Source organism: Actinomadura terrae (assembly GCF_022751215.1).
Taxonomy (GTDB): domain Bacteria; phylum Actinomycetota; class Actinomycetes; order Streptosporangiales; family Streptosporangiaceae; genus Spirillospora; species Spirillospora terrae.
In genome coordinates, this window is sequence record NZ_JAICDG010000001.1 from 1435209 (window position 1) to 1453755 (window position 18547).

Here is an 18547-nt window from a genome sequence, read left to right on the forward strand (position 1 = left end):
GATGACTGAGACCACGACCGAGCGGCGGGCGGGACGGCCGCGCAGCGAACGCGCCGAACGGGCCATCGTCGAGGCGACGCTCGACCTGCTCGCCGCCGAGTCGGGGGTCGCGGGCGTGACGATCGAGGCGGTCGCCTCCCGCGCCGGCGTCGGCAAGGCCACGATCTACCGGCGCTGGCCCAACAAGGAGGCGCTGATCGTGGACGCGCTCGCGTCCGTGAAGGCGCCGCTGCCCGAGCCGTCGGGCGGGTCCGTCCGCGAGGACCTGCTGGAGCTCGCGCTCGCGATGGGCGCCGAACGCAAGCGGAAGTACGCCAAGTGCTTCTGGAACGTGGTCGGCAGCGCGGAGAAGCACCCCGAGCTGTACGCCCGCTACCGGCAGGACGTCATCGAACCGCGCCGCGACGTCATCCGCTCGGTGCTCGCCCGGGGCGTGCGGCGCGGCGAGCTGCGCGCCGACCTCGACCTGGAGGTGGGGGTCACGATGCTGGTGGGGTCGCTGTCGACGCGGGTGCCGGGGGAGGCGCTGCCCGAGGGGTACGCCGAGACCGTCGTCGACACCTTGGTCCGCGGGATCGGCGCCCCGCGGAGTTGAAACCTGAATCAGTTTTCCAACGGTAACCGTGATCTTCTCCCCCTGATCCCAAGTCATGCCCCATACTGTCGCTGGGTAGTGCTAAGACGAACGGCTTTCTGGAGCGCGTCAGGTGAGATCCGTCATGGCGCCGCGAGGCGATGCCCCCGCCGCCGATTCCGCGTCCCGGACCCTGGTCCTCGGTATCGACGGGGCCAGGCGGGTCGTGCAGTGCGGGCCGAACGTGGGGGCCGTCATCGGCCGCACCACCGGGGACCTGATCGGCCGTCCCGCCGCCGACCTGGTCGGCGACGAGGGCAAGGCCGAACTGGAGACCCTGCTGGAGGCGATCGCCGCGGGCCAGGACCGCACCGCCGTCCTGCCGGTGCTGCGCGGCGACGGCACCGTCACCGACGCGGTCGTCACCGCGCAGCCGATGGTCGGCGACGAGTCGGGCGCCGCCGCCGGGCTGCTGTTCGTCCGGGTGGCGCTGCCGCCCAGCGAGCGCTACCAGGACCCGGCCCTCATGCGCCGCGCGCTGATGGACGACCAGGTCACCCGGTTCGGCGCCTCGCTCGACCTCGACCAGTCCGCGCGCGGCCTCGTCGACGCCGTCGTCCCGCACTACTGCACCGCCGCGTCCGTCCTGGTGCTGGAGAGCCTCGTCGCCGCCGACGAGGTGCACAGCGAGTCCGGCTCGGCGGTGCTGCGCCGCATCGCGGTCACCTCCGACGACGGCAACCCGGCATGGACGTCGGCGTTCCCCGTCGGCGAGGTGCTGGTGTTCCCCGAGGGCACCCCCTACCGCGAGGTGATGGACACCGCCCGCCCCGTCCACCTGCCGCACATCGACGAGGACGCCGCGGGCTCCATCGGCACCAAGTGGCGCCGCGGCCCCGCGGGCGACCTGCTCAAGGGCGTGTCGATGGTGCTGCTGCCGATGATCGCGCGCGACACCCTGCTCGGCTTCATCGCCTGCACCCGCGTCCCGGGCTTCCGCAAGTTCGACGCCTACGACGTCGAGATCGGCATGGAGTTCGCCGCCCGCGCCGCGATCGTCATCGACAACGCGCGGCTGTTCAGCCGCGAGCGCGCCACGGCGCTGGCGCTCCAGCGGAGCCTGCTGCCGAACCGGCTGTCGGCGCCGTCCTCGGTCGAGGTCCGGCACCGCTACCTGCCCGGCAGCAAGCTCGTCGAGGTCGGCGGCGACTGGTACGAGTCGATCGCGCTGCCCGGCGCTCGCGTCGCGCTGATCGTCGGCGACGTAGCCGGGCACGGCGTCCGAGCCGCCGTCACGATGGGACGGCTCCGCACCGCGTTGCACACGCTCGCGAACCTGGAGCTCCCGCCCGCCGACGCCCTGCACGTCATGCACGAGCTGATGATCGAGCTGGGCGAGCAGGAACCCCACTTCGCCACCTGCGTGTACGCCGTCTACGACGCCACCAGCGGAACGATCGAGATCGCCTCCGCCGGACACCTGCCGCCGCTGCTCGCCGGCCCGGCCGGCGACAACGAGTACCTCCAGGTCCCGCCCGCCCCGCCGCTCGGCGTCGCGGGCGGCCAGGCCATCGAGAGCCGCGAGTTCCCCGTCGAGGACGGCAGCCTCTTCGTCATCTACACCGACGGCCTCGTCGAGAACCGCGGCCGCGACATCGACGACGGCCTCGCCCGGCTGCGCGGCATCTTCGGCCCGGGCTCGGTGGAGCGTCCCATGGAGGACCTCGCCAAGGCCACCCTCGACGGCGTCTACGCCGACCAGCACCGCGACGACATCGCCGTCCTGATCGCCCGGCTCCGCCGCCTCCCCGAGGACCGCTGCGCGTCCTGGTCCCTGCCCGCCGACCCGGCCGCCGTCCGCCGCGCGCGGGGGCACGTCCGCACCCGCCTGGAGGAGTGGGGCCTGGAGGACCTCGACTACACCACCCAGCTCCTGGCGTCCGAGCTCATCACCAACGCCATGCGCTACGCGCACGGCCCCATCGAACTTCGCCTGCTCCTGGAACGCACCCTCGTCTGCGAGGTTCTGGACCGTTCTGCCGCCCTCCCCCGCCTCCGCCGCGCCGAGGACGACGACGAGAACGGCCGCGGCCTCCTCGTCGTCAGCCAGTTGGCGCACCGCTGGGGCACCCGCCGCACCGCGTCCGGCAAGGTCGTCTGGTGCGAGCAGATCGTCCCCGGCGTGGACCCCGACCCCGCCGACCAGGTCTCCTCCTGGCCCGGCGAAAGCCACCACCGCGAATAACCTCGACGGGAAGGACGAGGCGAGGCGCCGGGCGCGGACGTGCGGACATCACCCAGGCCACATGACCTGGGCGAACCTCTCCCCGCCCGCCGTGTCACGCCCGTCGAGGTCGAACCACAGGGCGCCTCCGACCGGCGTTAGGCCGTCACCTGGGGGTGCCCTGTGACAGAACGCCTATTTGACCCGGATTGGACGGGACTTAAGTCCGTTGTGGAAATCATCCGGAAAGTGCGCGTCGTAGGGCCGCCGCGGCGATCGCTATCGCGGTGACGCGGGTGGTGTAGGCGAGGCGGGTGGGGTCCATTCGGGTGCCCGTCGCCAGGTGGCGGTCGTGGTTCAGGTAGATCGCGTCCGCGCCCACGTCGTGGAGGATCTCGCGGGCCTTCGCCACGTCGATCGTGCGGCCCTGCGGGTGGTGGACGGTGAACACCACCAGCGTCCGGGGGACGACCCCGGCCAGCGGGCCCGCCGACAGGTAGTCCAGTGCCCGGCCCGCGCTCGCCGCGCCCTCGGGGGTGGCCGGGGTGACCATGACCTGCGCGTGCGCGCCGGCCAGGACGGCGTGGTGCAGCGGCGTGTGGACGCCGACGCCGCAGTCGGCCACCGTCACGCCGAAGAAGCGGCTGAGGGGCAGGCCGGCCGCCTGGTAGACGGCGGCGTCCAGCCCGGCGCCGGCGACCGCGCCCTGGGAGCCGGGCAGGGCCCAGAAGTGCTCGCCGAGGCGCGTCAGGTAGGGCTCGACCTCGGCGAACGCTGCGGCGCGGAGGTTCGCGCGGGCCAGGTCGGCGAGCGGGCGTCCGGCGGGGACGCCGAGCCGGAGGGGGAGCGAGCCGAGTTCCGGGTCGAGGTCCAGCGCGAGGACGCGGTCCTGCCGGTAGCGGGCGAAGACCGCGGAGATCAGCGCGGAGACCGTGCTCTTGCCGGAGCCGCCGCGGATGCCGGTGACGGCGATCCGCCGCCCGGTCGTGACCGGGTGCTGGACCCACCGGCCGTGTTCCTCAAGCGCCTGGACGTCCGGGGACGTGCGGAACGGCCGCACCGCGCCCCGCCCGATCCTGCGCAGCAGCGGGTCACCGTGCACGTCGTGCTTGAGCAGGTCGTCCGCCGACAGCTCGGCGTCACGTTGGTCGGCCACGCGCGGCCTCTCAGCCGGCGGAGGGTTCGCGCCAGCGGTTGGTGATGGGCAGCCGCCGGTCGCGGCCGAAGTTCTTGGGGGTGATCTTCGGGCCCGGCGGGTACTGGCGGCGCTTGTACTCGGCGAGGTCGACGAGCCGGATCACGCGCTCGACCAGGGCGGGATCGTGGCCCGCGGCGACGAGCGCGTCGCGGCCGAGGTCGCGTTCGACGTAGTCGACGATGAGCGGGTCGAGGACGGCGTAGTCGGGCAGCGAGTCGCGGTCGCGCTGGTCGGGCCGCAGCTCCGCGGACGGCTCCTTGACGATGATCGCCTCGGGGATCGGCTCCTCCCCGAACGGGTGCAGGAACGGCAGGCCGCCGCCGTCCGGGACGGTGTCGCGCCAGCGGGCGAGGGCCCACACCATCGTCTTGGTGAGGTCCTTGATGGGGCCGAAGCCGCCCGCGGAGTCGCCGTAGAGGGTGGAGTAGCCGGTGGCCAGCTCGCTCTTGTTGCCGCCGGTCAGCACGAGGTGGCCGTGCTCGTTCGACAGCCCCATCCAGACGTTCGCGCGGATGCGGGCCTGGAGGTTCTCGGCGGCGAGACCGTGCAGGTCGAGTTCGGCCTCGAACGCCTCGACCATGGCGCCGATCGGGACGATCCGCGAGTTGATCCCCTGCCGTTTGACGAGCTCCTCCGCGTCGGTGACCGAGCCCTCGGAGGAGTAGCGGCTCGGCAACAGGACGGCGTGCACGCCCTCCGGGCCGATCGCGTCCGCGGCGATGGTCGCGACGAGCGCGGAGTCGATGCCGCCGGACAGGCCGAGCAGCACCGAGCGGAACCCGTTCTTGCGGACGTAGTCGCGGGTGCCGATGACGAGCGCCGCGTACACCTCGGCGAGGTCGTCCAGGGGCTCGGCGACGGTCTGCGGCTCGACGGGGTAGGCGGGCAGCGGCGCGTCGGAGAGCGTGCGCCGGTCGATCGTGATCGTGGTGCCGTCGCCCGCGTCGACGGGGGTGCGCCCCGGCCGGACGGACGGGTCGGCCGCGGGCAGCGCGAGGTCGGCGACCAGCAGGTGCTCGGCGAACTGCGGGCCGCGGGCGAGGAGCGTTCCGTCGGCGCCGACGACGACGGAGTCGCCGTCGAAGACCAGCTCGTCCTGCCCGCCGACCATGTTGACGTAGGCGAGCGCGCAGCCCGCCTCGCGCGCGCGTTCGGCGCACAGGTCGAGGCGGACGTCGTCCTTGTCACGCTCGTAGGGGGAGGCGTTGATGGCGAGCAGCAGCCCGGCGCCCGCCGTGGCGGTGACGCCGACGGGGCCGCCGTCCTGCCAGAGGTCCTCGCAGATGACGGTGGCGACGTCCACGCCGTGCAGCCGGACGACGGGCAGCCGGTCGCCGCGCACGAAGAGCCGGTACTCGTCGAACACGCCGTAGTTCGGCAGGTGGTGCTTGGCGGACCGGACGAGCACCTCGCCGCCGTGCAGCCACGCGGCGGCGTTGAGCGGCGACCCGGCGGGCCGTCCGGGCCGGTCGGGCCGGTCGGGCGTGCGGGCGAGCCCGACCACCTGGCGGTCGAGGTAGCCGGTGACGACCGGGAGGTCGCCGAGGCCCGCCGCGTCGAGGCGGCGGGCGACATCGGCCAGCGCCCGCTGGGACGCCTCGACGAAGGACTTGCGCAGGGCGAGGTCCTCCACCGGGTAGCCGGTCAGCATCATTTCGGGGAAGGCGACCAGGTGCGCGCCGGCGTCGGCGGCGCGCCGGGCCCACTCCACGATCAGGTCGGCGTTGCCGCCGAGGTCGCCGACGGTCGGGTTCACCTGCGCGAGCGCGATCCTGAGCTGTGCCACGACCACAGCCTAATTCGTCCGACCCGGTTTCGTCACTCTGACGAAAAGAGGAGGGCCTGGCGGCGCCGGATCGCGGGGGCGAGCGCGAGCTGCGCCACGGCCGCCGTGAGGCCGAGCGCCAGGCAGGTCAGCCACAGCGCGGGGCCGCCCCCGGCGTCCAGGAGCTGGGTGCCGCCGAGCGGCGCCAGCAGGAACCCGGCCGACCACGCCATCCCGTACAGGCCGCTGTAGCGCCCCCGCAGGTGGGGCGGGGCGAGGTCGGCGACGACGGCCTGGAGCACCGACGCCGCGATGATCTCCCCGAGCGTCCACACCAGGATCGAGGCGATGTACTCGGCGAGCGTCGAGGCGAACGCCATCGCGCCGAAGCCGACGCCGACCAGGCAGAACCCCGCGACCATCACGAGGCTGTGGTCGCGCCGCGCCAGCCACGCGCTGACCAGCGGCTGCACGATGATGATCAGGATGCCGTTGGCGGCGAACGCCACGCCGTAGTCGCGCGGGCCGAGGCCCTCCTCCTTCATCGCGAGCGGCATCGTCGTCAGGCTCTGCATCAGCACGAACGTGTAGACCAGCGCGATCAGTACGTAGCCGACCATGACCCGGTCGCGCAGCACCCGTCCGAACCCGCCGGGCGGCGTGTCGGCGGCCGCGGGCCGGCGTGTCTCCGGGACGGCCCGCCAGACCAGGAGCCCGAACGCCGCGCAGGTCAGCGCGTCGATCCAGAACAGCCACAGGAAGCCCTGCTGCGCGAGCGTCCCGCCGAGCACCATCGCGAACGCCCAGCCGAGGTTGACCGCCCAGAACAGCAGCCCGAACGCGCGCGGACGGTCGGCCGGGGAGATGAGGTCGGCCACCATCGCCTGCGACGCGGGCCGGTACATGTCCAGCAGCAGGCCGAACACCAGCGCGGCCGCGACGATCAGGGGGAGGCTCTGCGCGTAGCCGAGCGCGAGCATGGCGACGCCGGTGCCGACGGTCGCGAACGTCAGCGTGGCCCGGCGGCCGAGCCGGTCGGCGAGCGCGCCGCCCGCGAGCTGCCCGGCGAACGAGCCCGCGCCGATCACGGCCATGACCGCGCCGGCCTCGGCGAGCGACAGCCCCCGCACCGTCGTCAGGTAGAGCCCCATGAACGGCTCGACCATCGTCCCGAGGCGGTTGAGCAGCGACCCCGCCCACAGGAACCAGAACGTGCGCGGGAGCCCGCCGACGCGCGGGCGCAGGAACGCGGCGAGCCGCCCGGACGGTGGGGGCGGGGGCGTGCCGACAGGAGCGTCTTCCAGGGTGGCCACTCACCGATGGTGCGGTCCACGCCCCGGCGGCGACAGTCATTTAGCCTGGGCTAAATGATCGAGCTGGTGTTCGCCCCGGACGACGTCGCGCGCGTCCGGTTCGCGTTCTCCCCGCTGTGGGAGATGGTGCGCAGCCTGAGGGTCCTCGGCGACCCGTCGGGGCACGCGCTGCACCTGCCGTGGGTGCACGCCGTCCGTCCCCGCCTGCACGGCCTCGACCTGGGTCTGCTGCACGTGCTCGTCAAGCCCTGGGGCTACATCCCCGACTTCCTCACCCCGCCGCCGATGACACCGCTGCCCGACCTGCGGGCCGAGCTGGACCTCGTCCGCGCGACGCCTCCGGAGGTGGTCGCCGACGAGCTGCGCTGGACGGAGCGCGGCGGCAGCGCCGGGCCGGAGCGGCTGGCGCTCGCCGACGACCCGGAGCGCACCCTGGCGGACATCGCCGACTCCCTCGAACGCTACTGGGCCGCCGCCGTGGAGCCGTTCTGGCCGCGCGTCCGCGACCTGCTGGAGGGCGACGTCCTGCGCCGCACCCGCGCCCTGGCCGCGCGGGGCGCCGAGGGCGTGTTCGCCGACCTCCACGAGGCGGTCGCCTGGCGTGCCGGGCGGCTGTTCATCGACCGGCGCTGGCACCACCACGGCGAGCTGGCCGGGAGCGGGCTGCTGCTCGTCCCGAGCGTGTTCGTGTGGCCGAGCGTGTCGGTGATGCTGCCGCCCTACCAGGCGATGCTCAGCTACCCGCCGACCGGCGTCGCGACGCTGTGGGAGTCGGGCGGGCGCGGCGCGGGGTCCCGCGTGCCGGACGCGCTCGCCGCGCTGGTCGGCCGCCGCCGCGCCGAGCTGCTCACCGCGCTCGCCACCCCCGCGTCCACGACGGAGCTGGCCGCGCGGATGGACGTCACGGCGGGCGCGGTCAGCCAGCACCTCGGCGTGCTGCGCGCCTGCGGCCTGGTGTCGGGGCATCGGATCGGGCGCAGCGTCCTGTACGTCCGCACCCCCGAGGGCGACGCGCTGACCGCCCGGAGCCGTCAGCGCAGCGAGGCCAGGGCGTCCAGGCGCAGCGACGTCACCGAGCCCCCGGACTCGTAGCGGCCCGACTCGGCGAGCCAGTCCAGGTGCGCGCGGGGCGTGTCCAGCAGCACCTTGACGACCTGCGCGGCGGCGGCGCGCTGCGCGGCGGTCAGGTGCAGCCGGTCGAGCATGTCGGGCAGCCCGCGCGCCGCCTTCCACGCGTCGTCGACCCGCTCGGCGACGCGCTCGACGACCAGGTCGCCCGCGCTCGCCGCGTCCAGGCCGTGCGCGGCGGCGAGCACGGCCGGATAGTTGTGGACGTCGCCGCGCGCCGACTCCAGGTCGTGCGAGGCGAGGTCGTTCGTCCACGCGACGACGTCGGCGACGCTGTGCGAGAGCGTCTTCCAGCCGGGCGTGCGCAGCAGCCGCGGCGCCAGCTCCACGCCGAGCACCGGTTCGATCAGGTCGTACAGGAACGGCGGGCACGCCCGCCGCCGCAGCGCCGTGTACGCGGCGGGCGTCGGGACGTGCCCGATGCGGCGGTTGACGGCCTCCTCGGCGCAGCCGTCCCGGTGCGCCTCCAGTTGCAGCATGAACCGGCGGCGCCAGTCGCGGCTCATGGAGCGGGACGTGGCGTCCCACAGCTCCACCAGCGCGGCCTCCAGCGGACGGGCGCCGGGCCGGGCGTGGCCGCGCCGCATCGCGCGCAGCAGATCGTCATAGAGGGCGTGGACGGCGCTGCCGCTGTCGGCGAGCGGCGGGTGGTCGAGCGTGTCGTCCAGCGCGAGGGCCCAGGTCAGCCAGCGGGCGAACAGGTCCACGGCGGCGAGGTCGGCGGCCGGGAAGACGCGCGCCGCGAGCCGCTCGCACCGGGCCCGGCCGAGCGGCGAGGTGTCGGGGTCGCCGAGCACCAGGCCCCGGCCGCGCGCCCAGGACTCGACCTGCGCGCACAGCTGCCACGACTCCGGGTGCATGGCCGACGGGGCGGCCAGCGGGGCCACCCGGTCGGACGTCGAGAGAAGAAGTGAGATGTCCACGACCCGGCCCACGCTAATGACCGGCACCGGTCACCAGCATGATCGCCACGTCAATTTTTGGGGAAACGGGATTGAGGGGACGGTCACGGACGAGACCGCCGATCGCGCGGCGGGCCGTGGCGTTCCCCGGTGACCGCGCGACCGGCGACAACAGGCCGACACAGGAGGACATGTGTCCAGACGGACCGCACGTTGGGTGCTGGGAACCGGGGCGGCCGCCCTGGCGCTGACCGCGACGTCCTGCGGGGGCGGTGACAAGGGCGCCACCGTCCAGGGGGTCAAGCTGGTCAAGAAGGGCACGCTCACCTCCTGCACCCACCTGCCGTATCCGCCGTTCCAGGTGGAGCGGGGAGGGAAGGTCGTGGGCCTCGACGTCGACCTGGTCGACCTCGTCGCCAAGCGGCTGGGCGTGACGCAGAAGATCGTCGACACGCAGTTCGAGACCATGCAGACCGGCGCCGCGCTGAACGCCGGGAAGTGCGACATCGTCATGGGCGGCATGACGATCAAGCCCGACCGGGTCAGGTTCATGGACGTCTCCAAGCCCTACTTCGACGCCACGCAGTCGCTGATGGCGAAGAAGGGCAGCGGCGTCACCTCCCTGGACGGCGTCAAGGCCAAGGACCTCAAGCTCGGCGCGCAGGCCGGGACGACCGGCGAGGACTACGTCAAGGACAAGGGCTTCGACCCGGTCTCCTTCGACAACTCCGGCGCGGAGCTGGACGGGCTGCGCACCGGCCAGGTCAAGGTCATCGTCCAGGACGATCCGGTCGTCAGGGGCTGGCTCAAGGACCCGGCGAACGCGGGCTTCGAGATCGTCGCCAACCTCAACACCGGCGAGCAGTACGGGTTCTGGATCCGCAAGGGCCACAATCCCAAGCTCGTCGAGCTGACGAACCAGGTGCTCGCGCAGGCGCGGGCCGACGGTACCTACAAGCGGATCTACGAGAAGTGGATCGGCGCGATGCCCCCGGCGGGAGACCGCCCGTGACGGTCGAACCGGTGGACGCGCCCCCGTCCGGCGGCCTGTTCGCGGGCATGTCGCGGCGCCGCCGCCGGCGGCTGTCCTTGGGCGCGCAGTACACGCTGTTCGTCGCCGTCGTCGCGGTGGTCGCGCTGCTGGCCGACTGGCCGACGCTGCGGCTGAACTTCGCGAACTGGGGCGTCGCCAAGCAGCTGTTCCCCGACATCATCACGGTCGGGCTGCGCAACACGGCCGTCTACACGGCGGTCGGGTTCGGCCTCGGCCTCGCGGGCGGGCTCGTCGTCGCGCTGATGCGGCTGTCGAGCGCGCCGCCCTACCGCTGGCTCGCCACCGCCTACATCGAGGTCTTCCGCGGCCTGCCGCTGCTGCTGATCTTCATCTTCGTGGCGGTCGGCGTGCCGCTGGCCTTCCCCGGCGCGACGATCCCCGGCGGCGCGGTCGGGCAGGCGGGCCTCGCGCTCGGCCTGGCCGCCACCGCCTACATCGCCGAGACGATCCGCGCGGGCATCCAGGCCGTGCCGAGGGGGCAGTTGGAGGCGGCGCGGTCGCTCGGCATGTCGCAGGGGCGGGCGATGCGGACGATCATCCTCCCGCAGGCGTTCCGGATCGTGATCCCCCCGCTGACCAACCAGGTCGTGCTGCTGTGCAAGGACTCCTCGCTCGTGCTGTTCCTCGGCATCACCCTGGAGCAGCGCGAGCTCACCAAGTTCGGCCGCGACCTCGCCGGGCAGGAGGGCAACACGACCCCGATCATCGTGGCCGGGATCTGCTACCTGATCATCACCATTCCGCTGAGCCTGCTGGCCCGACGGCTGGAGGCGCGCCAACGCAGGGGGCAGCGATGACCCGTCCCGCCACAGGCCCCGACACGGACGCGGGCGCCATCGAGATCCGCGGGCTGCGCAAGTCGTTCGGGGCCAACGAAGTGCTGCGCGGCATCGACTTCCGCGTGGACGCGGGCGAGGTGGTGTGCGTGATCGGGCCGTCCGGCTCGGGCAAGTCGACGCTGCTGCGCTGCGTGAACCTGCTGGAGGAGCCGTCCGCGGGAACGATCCGGGTCGCGGGCGCGGAGGTCACCGACCCGGACGTCGACATCGACGCCGTCCGCCGCCGGATCGGCATGGTGTTCCAGTCGTTCAACCTGTTCCCGCACCTCACCGCGCTCGGGAACGTGACGGTCGCGCAGCGCAAGGTGCTGCGGCGCGGCGGGCGGGAGGCCGAGCGGATCGCGCGGGAGAACCTGGAGCGGGTCGGGCTCGCCGACAAGGTCGACTCCTATCCGGCGCAGCTGTCGGGCGGGCAGCAGCAGCGGGTCGCGATCGCCCGCGCGCTCGCGATGGGCCCCGAGGTGATGCTGTTCGACGAGCCGACGTCCGCGCTGGACCCGGAGCTGGTCGGCGACGTCCTCGGCGTCATGCGCGGGCTTGCCGAGGAGGGGATGACCATGCTCGTCGTCACCCACGAGATGAGCTTCGCCCGCGAGGTCGCCGACCGGGTCGCGTTCATGGACGGCGGCGTCGTCGTCGAGCAGGGCGCGGCGGCCCAGATGATCACCGATCCGGACCACGAGCGGACGCGGGAGTTCCTGTCCCGCGTCCTCGATCCGGCCGCCGCGCGCGTAAAGGGGGGTGAGGGGTGAAGCGTCGGATATGTTCCGGACAGGACGACCGACGCGTAACGTCGCGGTAACAGCGGACGGGCATACTGCGAGGTAGCCGGGGGTCGGCGCGTGCCATCGCACCGCGGGCACGCCGAGCTGGCACGTCCTGTCGGCGGATCCGGCAGGCCGCATCGAGGGAGAAGGCTTTGGAGCGACAGCAGGAGTTCGTGCTCCGCACGCTGGAGGAGCGCGACATCCGCTTCATCCGGCTGTGGTTCACCGACGTGCTCGGGTTCCTGAAGTCGGTGGCGGTCGCCCCCGCCGAACTGGAGGGCGCCTTCGGCGAGGGGATCGGCTTCGACGGCTCGGCGATCGAGGGCTTCGCCCGCGTCTACGAGGCCGACATGATCGCCAAGCCCGACCCGTCCACGTTCCAGGTGCTGCCGTGGCGCTCGGAGTCGCCGGGCGTCGGCCGGATGTTCTGCGACATCCTCATGCCGGACGGCACGCCGAGCTTCGCCGACCCCCGCTACGTCCTCAAACGCGCGCTCGCCCGCGCCGCCGACCTCGGGTTCACCTTCTACACCCATCCCGAGATCGAGTTCTTCCTGCTCAACGACCGTCCCGAGGACGGCCGCGAGCCCGAGCCGGCGGACGCGGGCGGCTACTTCGACCACACCCCGCACAGCGCCGCGCACGACTTCCGGCGCAACGCGATCACGATGCTGGAGGCCATGGGGATCTCGGTGGAGTTCAGCCACCACGAGGGCGCCCCCGGCCAGCAGGAGATCGACCTGCGCTACGCCGACGCGCTCACCACCGCCGACAACATCATGACGTTCCGGCTGGTGATGAAGGAGGTCGCGCTGGAGCAGGGCGTGTTCGCCTCGTTCATGCCGAAGCCCTTCACCGAGCACCCCGGCTCGGGCATGCACACCCACATGTCGCTGTTCGAGGGCGACCGCAACGCCTTCTACGAGCCGGGCGCCGAGTACAAGCTCTCCAAGGTCGGGCGCGCGTTCATCGCGGGGCTGCTGCGGCACTCCGCGGAGATCACCGCCGTGTGCAACCAGTGGGTGAACTCCTACAAGCGGCTGTGGGGCGGCGTCGGCTCGGCGGCGGGCGCCGGGGGAGAGGCGCCGTCCTACATCTGCTGGGGGCACAACAACCGGTCCGCGCTCGTCCGGGTGCCGATGTACAAGCCGCACAAGGGCCACTCGACCCGCATCGAGTTCCGCTCGCTGGACACCGCCGCCAACCCCTACCTGGCGTTCGCGGCGATCCTCGGCGCCGGGCTGCGCGGCATCGAGGAGGGCTACGAGCTGCCGCCGGGCGCCGAGGACGACGTGTGGGCGCTGACCCCCGCCGAGCGGCGGGCGCTCGGCATCGAGCCGCTGCCGCAGAACCTCGACGAGGCGATCCACGCGATGGAGCGGAGCGAGCTGGTCGCCGACGTCCTCGGCGAGCACGTCTTCGACTTCTTCCTGCGCAACAAGCGGCAGGAATGGGAGGAGTACCGGCGCGAGGTGACGGTGTTCGAGCGCAAGCGGCTCATGGCCGTCCTGTAGCGGCCGGGCATCGGCCGCGCCGTGGGCGACCCGTGGAGCGATCGCCGTCCCTCGCTGGTGGGACGGCTGGCACGGCTCGGGTTCACCGACGCGCGCCGGGCCGGGCGGCTCATCGCGGAGGCCGAGGCCGCCGGGGCCGCCCCGCTCGGCGACGGGCTGCTGGAGGCGCTCGGCGCCACCGCCGACCCCGACCTCGCGCTGGACGGCCTGCTCCGGCTCCTGGACGCGGCGCCTGAGATCGCGGCGGCGCTCGACGCCGAGCCCGGCACGCGGGAGCGGCTGACCAGGGTGCTCGGGGTGAGCGCGGCGCTCGCCGACCATCTCGTCCGGCACCCCGGCGACTGGCGCGTCCTGCGCGACGACGGCTCGCTGTCCGAGGACGACCCGCGCGCCGGGCTGCTGGAGGCCGTGGGCGCCGACCCGTCGGCCGCCGACCCGGTCGCGGAGGGCCGCGACGTCCTCGCCGCGCTGCGGATCGCCTACCGGCGGCGGCTGCTCGCGCTCGCCGGACGCGACCTGTGCGGCGGAATGGACGTCGCGGACGTCGCCGCCGCGCTCGCCGACCTCGCCGCCGCCGCGCTGGAGGCCGGGCTCGCGATCGCCCGCGCCGGGGTCCCCGGGCACGACGCCTGCCGCCTCGCGGTGATCGGGATGGGCAAGTGCGGTGGCCGGGAGCTGAACTACGTCTCCGACGTCGATGTGATCTTCGTGGCGGAGGCCCGGGAGGGGCACGACGAGGGCGCCGCGCTGCGCGTCGCGACCCGGCTGGCCTCGGCCACGATGCGGGCCTGCTCCGCGAGCACGCCGGAGGGCTCGCTCTGGGAGGTGGACGCGGCGCTGCGCCCCGAGGGGAAGGCCGGGCCGCTCGTGCGGACCCTCGCCAGCCATCGGGCCTACTACGAGCGCTGGGCCAAGACCTGGGAGTTTCAGGCGCTGCTGAAGGCGCGCCCGGTCGCGGGGGACCCCGGCCTCGGCGCCCGCTACATGGAGGCGATCACCCCGATCGTGTGGCGGGCCGCCGAGGGCGAGAGCTTCGTCGCCGACGTCCAGGCGATGCGGCGCCGCGTGGAGGCCGACCTGGACCGGCGCACCGGCGAGGCCGAGCGGCAGCTCAAGCTCGGCCCGGGCGGCCTGCGCGACGTGGAGTTCGCGGTGCAGCTCCTCCAGCTCGTCCACGGCCGCTCCGACGAGACCCTGCGCAGCCCCACCACCCTGGACGCGCTGTCGGAGCTGTCCCGCGGCGGCTATGTCGGACGCGACGACGCCGCGTCCCTCGCGACCGCGTACCGGTTCCTGCGGCGCGTGGAGCACCTCGTACAGCTGCACCGGCTGCGCCGCACCCACCTCGTCCCCGACGACGAGGCCGGGCTGCGGCGCCTCGGCCGGGCGCTCGGCCTGCGTCCCGACCCGGTCCGGGAGTTCACGGCGCGGTGGCGGCGGCACGCCCGCGAGGTCCGCCGGATCCACGAGAAGCTGTTCTACCGCCCGCTGCTGCCCGCGGTCGCGCGGCTGCCGGGGGAGGAGGCCCGGCTCACGCCCGAGGCGGCGCGCGCCCGGCTGGAGGCGCTCGGCTACGCCGACCCGGCGGGCGCGCTACGGCACATCGAGGCGCTCACCGCAGGGCTGTCGCGGCGCGCGGCGATCCAGCGGACGCTGCTGCCGGTCATGCTCGGCTGGTTCGCCGACGCCCCCGACCCCGACGCGGGCCTGCTCGGGTTCCGCAAGGTCAGCGACGCGCTCGGCACCACCCCCTGGTACCTGCGGCTGCTGCGCGACGAGGTCGTCGTCGCCGAGCGGATGGCCTGGCTGCTCGGCTCCAGCCGCTACGCCACCGACCTGCTGCTGCGCGCGCCCGAGGCGGTCGCGACGCTCGGCAGCGCCGCCGACCTCGCGGCGCGTCCGCTGGCCGCGCTGCGGGCCGAGGCGCTCGCGGCCGTCCGCCGCCGCACCAAGCCGGACGCGGGCGCCCCGTCCGCGTCGGCCGCCGAGGACGCCGTCGCGGTCGTGCGCGGGCTGCGCCGCCGCGAGCTGTTCCGGGTCGCGGTCGCCGACCTGCTCGGGCTGGCCGAGGTCGAGGCGGTCGGGCTGGCGCTCACCGACATCGCCGCCGTGACGATCGAGGCCGCGCTGCGCGCCGCCGTCAGCAAGGTCGAGCGGGCGTCGGGGGAGGCGCTGCCGACGCGGTTCGCGGTCGTCGCGATGGGCCGGTTCGGCGGCCACGAGCTCGGCTACGGCAGCGACGCCGACGTGATGTTCGTCCACGACCCGCTCCCCGGCGCGGACGAGCGGGCCGCGGGCCGCGCCGCGCACGGCGTCGCCGAGGAGCTGCGGCGGCTGCTGTCGCTGCCCGCCCCCGACCCGCCGCTGGACATCGACCCGAACCTGCGTCCCGAGGGCCGCCAGGGGCCGCTCGTGCGGACGCTCGCCTCCTACGCCGCCTACTACGCCCGCTGGTCGCAGCCGTGGGAGGCGCAGGCGCTGCTGCGCGCCGACCCCCTGATCGGCGACCCGGGGCTGCGCGAGGGCTTCCGCGAGCTGATCGACCCGATCCGCTTCCCCGAGGGCGGGGTGGACGAGGCGGCGGTCCGGCAGATCCGGCGGCTCAAGGCGCGGATGGAGTCCGAGCGGCTGCCGCGCGGCGTCGACCGCGCCCTGCACACCAAGCTCGGCCCCGGCGGCCTCGCCGACGTCGAGTGGGTCGCGCAGCTCCTCCAGCTCCGGCACGCCCACGCCGTCCCCGCGCTGCGCACCACCCGGACCCTCGCCGCGCTGGACGCGGCGGTCGGCGCGGGCGCGCTGGACGCGGACGACGCGTCCGTTCTCGCCGAGGCGTGGTGCCTGGCCACCCGCATCCGCGGCTCGCTCATGCTGGTCAGGGGCCGGGCGTCGGACCTGCTGCCGAGCGAGCACCACCGCGAGCGCACCGCCGTCGCCCGCGTCCTCGGCTATCCGGGGCCCGGCGACCTGCTGGAGGACTACCGCCGCCGCACCCGCCGCGCCCGCACCGTGGTCGAACGCGTGTTCTACGGCGCCGACGAGTAATCGTGCGCGTCTCACCAGCCTGGGGGCGGTGAGCCTCCCATGGGGCGATCGCGGAGCGGGGCGGCGTTCGCGTCCACCCGGGCGGGGACGAGGCGCCAGGCGAGGCCCCGGGCCGGGATCGCGAGCAGCACCCCCGCCGCGAGCGCGCCGATGCCGCCCACCGCGTCCAGCAGGAAATGGTTGGCCGTCCCAACGATCACCACGATCGTCAGCGCGGGATAGAGCAGGGCAGGCCACGCCCAGGGCCGCCGGACGGCGCCGATCACCGCCGCCGCGCACCACAGCGACCAGGCGGTGTGCATGGACGGCATCGCCGCGAACTGGTTGGTCACCGACGCGGTGGGCCCGGAGCCGTAGAACCCCCACGTCCCGAAGGCGGCGACGGTGTCGGTGAAGCCGGGTAGCATCCGGGGCGGGGCCAGCGGGAACAGCCAGAACCCGACCAGGCCGAGCAGCGTCGTGGCGAACAGCAGCGTCCGGTACACGGCGTACTGGGCGGGTCTGCGGACGTACAGCCACACCATGACGGCGACCGTCGCGGCGAAGTGCATCGTCGCGTAGAAGTAGTTGGCGGCGGTGGCGAGCCACCCGTGCGCCGCGAATACCCGGTTCACGTCGTACTCGACGTCCAGGTGGAGCGAGTACTCCAGGTCAAGGACCTCGCGGGCCCGGTGCGCCGCCGTCGCAGGATCGACCGGGACGAGGTTCCGCACGAGCTGGTACGCGCCGTAGCACGCCACCAGCAGCAGCAGCTCCGACCACAGCCGGGGCCGGACGCGGATCTTGAACGCGGCCGTGAGCCGTCCCGCGGCCGCGTCGCCCCCGGCGCCGCGGCCGGACCCGGAAAGGTGCCCTGACCTGGCCACCCTTCCTATCGTGTCAAATGGCGGAGCCGGACGCACCCCCGGCCGTGGCCGAGTCCGCGCGGCTCCGGCCGGACTCGGCGACCCGGGCGGCGGTCCGCGCGGCGGTCTTGGCGGCGCTGGTCGCGGCGGCGCTGGCGGTGGCCCGCGCCGTGCCGCGCGCCGGGGAGCCCGTCGCGGACCCTCCCGTGACCCGTGCCGTGCCGTGCGTGGCCGCCACGGCGGCGGTCGCGCCGAACGCCGAGGCCACCTTGGTCGCGACGGACCGGGCGGTGCCGCGGTCCCAGGGGCGGCCCAGCCGCGCGGAGAACGCGTGCCGGGCGTCCAGCAGCCGCTGCGGGCAGCGCATGTAGAGCATCCAGGACAGGCCGAGCGCGCCCACGATGATCGCGATGCCGACGATCGCGTCCAGCAGGTAGTGGTTCGCGGTGGACAGGATCACGAACACGGTCGTGGCGGGGTAGAGCACCCCGACGAGCTTGGCCCAGCGCTGGGTGGCCATCTTGACCAGGATGAACCCGCACCACAGCGCCCATCCCGCGTGCATGGACGGCATCGCGGCGTACTGGTTGGTGAGGCTGCCCGAGGCGTCGCTGGCGTACAGGCCGACCGAGTGCAGCGCGGTCACCGGGTCGACGAACCCCTCGCTGCCGAGGAAGCGCGGCGGCGCGAGCGGGTAGAGCCAGAAGCCGATCAGCGCCAGGCCGGTGGCCACCATGATCGACGTCCGGAGCCAGCGGTACTCCTGCGGGCGGTACCGGTACAGCCACACCACGATTCCGGCCGTCACGATGAAGTGCATCGTGGCGTAGAAGAGGTTGGCGGTGCGCGCCAGCCAGGGCACGCCCAGCAGCGTCTGGTTCAGGCCCAGCTCCACGTCGATGCCCAGGAACCGCTCGAAGTGGAGGATCTGCCTGGCGTGCTCGAACGCCGGGCCGGTGCCGTCCTGCACGAGGACGATGCGCGTCAGCGTGTAACCGGAGTAGAAGAGCACGATCAGCAGGAGCTCGCGCCACACCGGCGGTGCCTTGAGCACCCGGCGACGCGCCGACTCGGCGGGCTGACGCGGCTCACCTCGCCGGGCCGTTCGGGCCTGGCCTCGGTGGGCTGCTGGGGGGGCGGTCTGGGCCATGCTACCTATCTTTGCCTCGCGGCCCCCCGATTGAGATCACCGCGCCGAATGGTCTTCGTCTCAGACTTGAGTAGTACGACCCTGATGCGGTATCCGGACTTTCGGGGGAGGGGTCTCAGGGGAACCTCACCCCTGGGACGGCTCCCCGCGCGGAGCCTATGAAGTTGATCAGGTATCAGCATAGGAGGCACCGGGTACGTCCAGGCAGCCCCCCGTGAACCGAACAGGGGGA

14 protein-coding genes are annotated in these 18547 nt (G+C 73.7%); 8 read left to right on the forward strand and 6 right to left on the reverse strand.

Annotation, left to right across the window (positions count from 1 at the left end; translation table 11 throughout):
• Position 1: 1 nt before the first annotated feature.
• Both K2F47_RS06375 and K2F47_RS06380 read left to right on the forward strand, forming a co-directional pair.
• The gene (locus tag K2F47_RS06375) at positions 2-595 is read left to right on the forward strand and encodes a TetR/AcrR family transcriptional regulator (RefSeq protein WP_242901788.1); all 594 of its coding nucleotides are present in this window, start codon (positions 2-4) and stop codon (positions 593-595) included.
• 124 nt (positions 596-719) lie between these two features.
• Positions 720-2819, forward strand: a complete 2100-nt coding sequence (locus tag K2F47_RS06380) for a SpoIIE family protein phosphatase (RefSeq protein WP_242901789.1) — start codon at positions 720-722, stop codon at positions 2817-2819.
• A gap of 217 nt (positions 2820-3036) precedes the next feature.
• On the opposite strand, the gene K2F47_RS06385 is transcribed toward K2F47_RS06380, so the two are convergent.
• From K2F47_RS06385 to K2F47_RS06395, 3 genes are read right to left on the reverse strand one after another with little or no spacing between them, the layout of a single operon-like run.
• Entirely contained in the window at positions 3037-3954 is a 918-nt protein-coding gene (locus K2F47_RS06385) for a MinD/ParA family ATP-binding protein (protein WP_242901790.1), read from the reverse strand.
• A gap of 10 nt (positions 3955-3964) precedes the next feature.
• Positions 3965-5782: an NAD+ synthase gene (locus K2F47_RS06390; RefSeq protein WP_242901792.1), complete on the reverse strand. Its 1818-nt coding sequence runs from the start codon at positions 5780-5782 to the stop codon at positions 3965-3967.
• Between the two features lie 32 nt (positions 5783-5814).
• On the reverse strand, positions 5815-7074 hold the full coding sequence (locus K2F47_RS06395) for an MDR family MFS transporter (RefSeq protein WP_308198373.1): 1260 nt from the start codon (positions 7072-7074) through the stop codon (positions 5815-5817).
• A 54-nt stretch (positions 7075-7128) separates the two neighbouring features.
• Between K2F47_RS06395 and K2F47_RS06400 the strand changes: the two genes are divergently transcribed.
• Positions 7129-8166, forward strand: a complete 1038-nt coding sequence (locus tag K2F47_RS06400) for an ArsR/SmtB family transcription factor (RefSeq protein ID WP_242901793.1) — start codon at positions 7129-7131, stop codon at positions 8164-8166.
• Here K2F47_RS06400 and K2F47_RS06405 read toward each other — a convergent pair.
• Entirely contained in the window at positions 8106-9152 is a 1047-nt protein-coding gene (locus K2F47_RS06405; protein ID WP_242901795.1) for a terpene synthase family protein, read from the reverse strand. The two genes, K2F47_RS06400 and K2F47_RS06405, sit on opposite strands and share 61 nt — an antisense overlap.
• Before the next feature lie 145 nt (positions 9153-9297).
• Here K2F47_RS06405 and K2F47_RS06410 point away from each other — a divergent pair, with 145 nt between their 5' ends.
• The 5 genes from K2F47_RS06410 to K2F47_RS06430 all read left to right on the forward strand — a co-directional run bounded on the left by K2F47_RS06410 (position 9298) and on the right by K2F47_RS06430 (position 16320).
• Positions 9298-10116, forward strand: a complete 819-nt coding sequence (locus K2F47_RS06410; protein ID WP_242901796.1) for a substrate-binding periplasmic protein — start codon at positions 9298-9300, stop codon at positions 10114-10116.
• Positions 10113-10955 carry an amino acid ABC transporter permease gene (locus K2F47_RS06415; protein ID WP_242901797.1) on the forward strand — a complete coding sequence of 281 codons (843 nt, stop codon included), beginning with the start codon at positions 10113-10115 and terminating at the stop codon, positions 10953-10955. Before K2F47_RS06410 ends, K2F47_RS06415 begins: the two co-directional genes overlap by 4 nt.
• Positions 10952-11749: an amino acid ABC transporter ATP-binding protein gene (locus K2F47_RS06420; RefSeq protein WP_242901799.1), complete on the forward strand. Its 798-nt coding sequence runs from the start codon at positions 10952-10954 to the stop codon at positions 11747-11749. The genes K2F47_RS06415 and K2F47_RS06420 overlap by 4 nt, the downstream gene beginning before the upstream one ends.
• Before the next feature lie 167 nt (positions 11750-11916).
• Positions 11917-13278, forward strand: coding sequence for a gamma-glutamylpolyamine synthetase GlnA2 (gene glnA2, locus K2F47_RS06425; RefSeq protein WP_156219401.1), 1362 nt, complete (start codon positions 11917-11919; stop codon positions 13276-13278).
• Between the two features lie 21 nt (positions 13279-13299).
• A complete protein-coding gene (locus tag K2F47_RS06430; RefSeq protein ID WP_242901800.1) occupies positions 13300-16320 on the forward strand; it encodes a bifunctional [glutamine synthetase] adenylyltransferase/[glutamine synthetase]-adenylyl-L-tyrosine phosphorylase in 3021 nt (1006 codons plus the stop codon).
• An 11-nt stretch (positions 16321-16331) separates the two neighbouring features.
• Here K2F47_RS06430 and K2F47_RS06435 read toward each other — a convergent pair whose 3' ends face one another.
• Both K2F47_RS06435 and K2F47_RS40495 read right to left on the reverse strand, forming a co-directional pair.
• Positions 16332-17186: a phosphatase PAP2 family protein gene (locus K2F47_RS06435; protein ID WP_242901802.1), complete on the reverse strand. Its 855-nt coding sequence runs from the start codon at positions 17184-17186 to the stop codon at positions 16332-16334.
• A gap of 13 nt (positions 17187-17199) precedes the next feature.
• Positions 17200-18201, reverse strand: coding sequence for a phosphatase PAP2 family protein (locus K2F47_RS40495; protein ID WP_308198374.1), 1002 nt, complete (start codon positions 18199-18201; stop codon positions 17200-17202).
• Positions 18202-18547 lie beyond the last annotated feature (346 nt).

Coding starts and splice junctions, on each gene's coding strand:
- K2F47_RS06375 (WP_242901788.1), top strand. CDS start 2: ATGACTGAGACCACGACCGAGCGGCGGGCGGGACGGCCGCGCAGCGAA.
- K2F47_RS06380 (WP_242901789.1), top strand. CDS start 720: ATGGCGCCGCGAGGCGATGCCCCCGCCGCCGATTCCGCGTCCCGGACC.
- K2F47_RS06400 (WP_242901793.1), top strand. CDS start 7,129: ATGATCGAGCTGGTGTTCGCCCCGGACGACGTCGCGCGCGTCCGGTTC.
- K2F47_RS06420 (WP_242901799.1), top strand. CDS start 10,952: ATGACCCGTCCCGCCACAGGCCCCGACACGGACGCGGGCGCCATCGAG.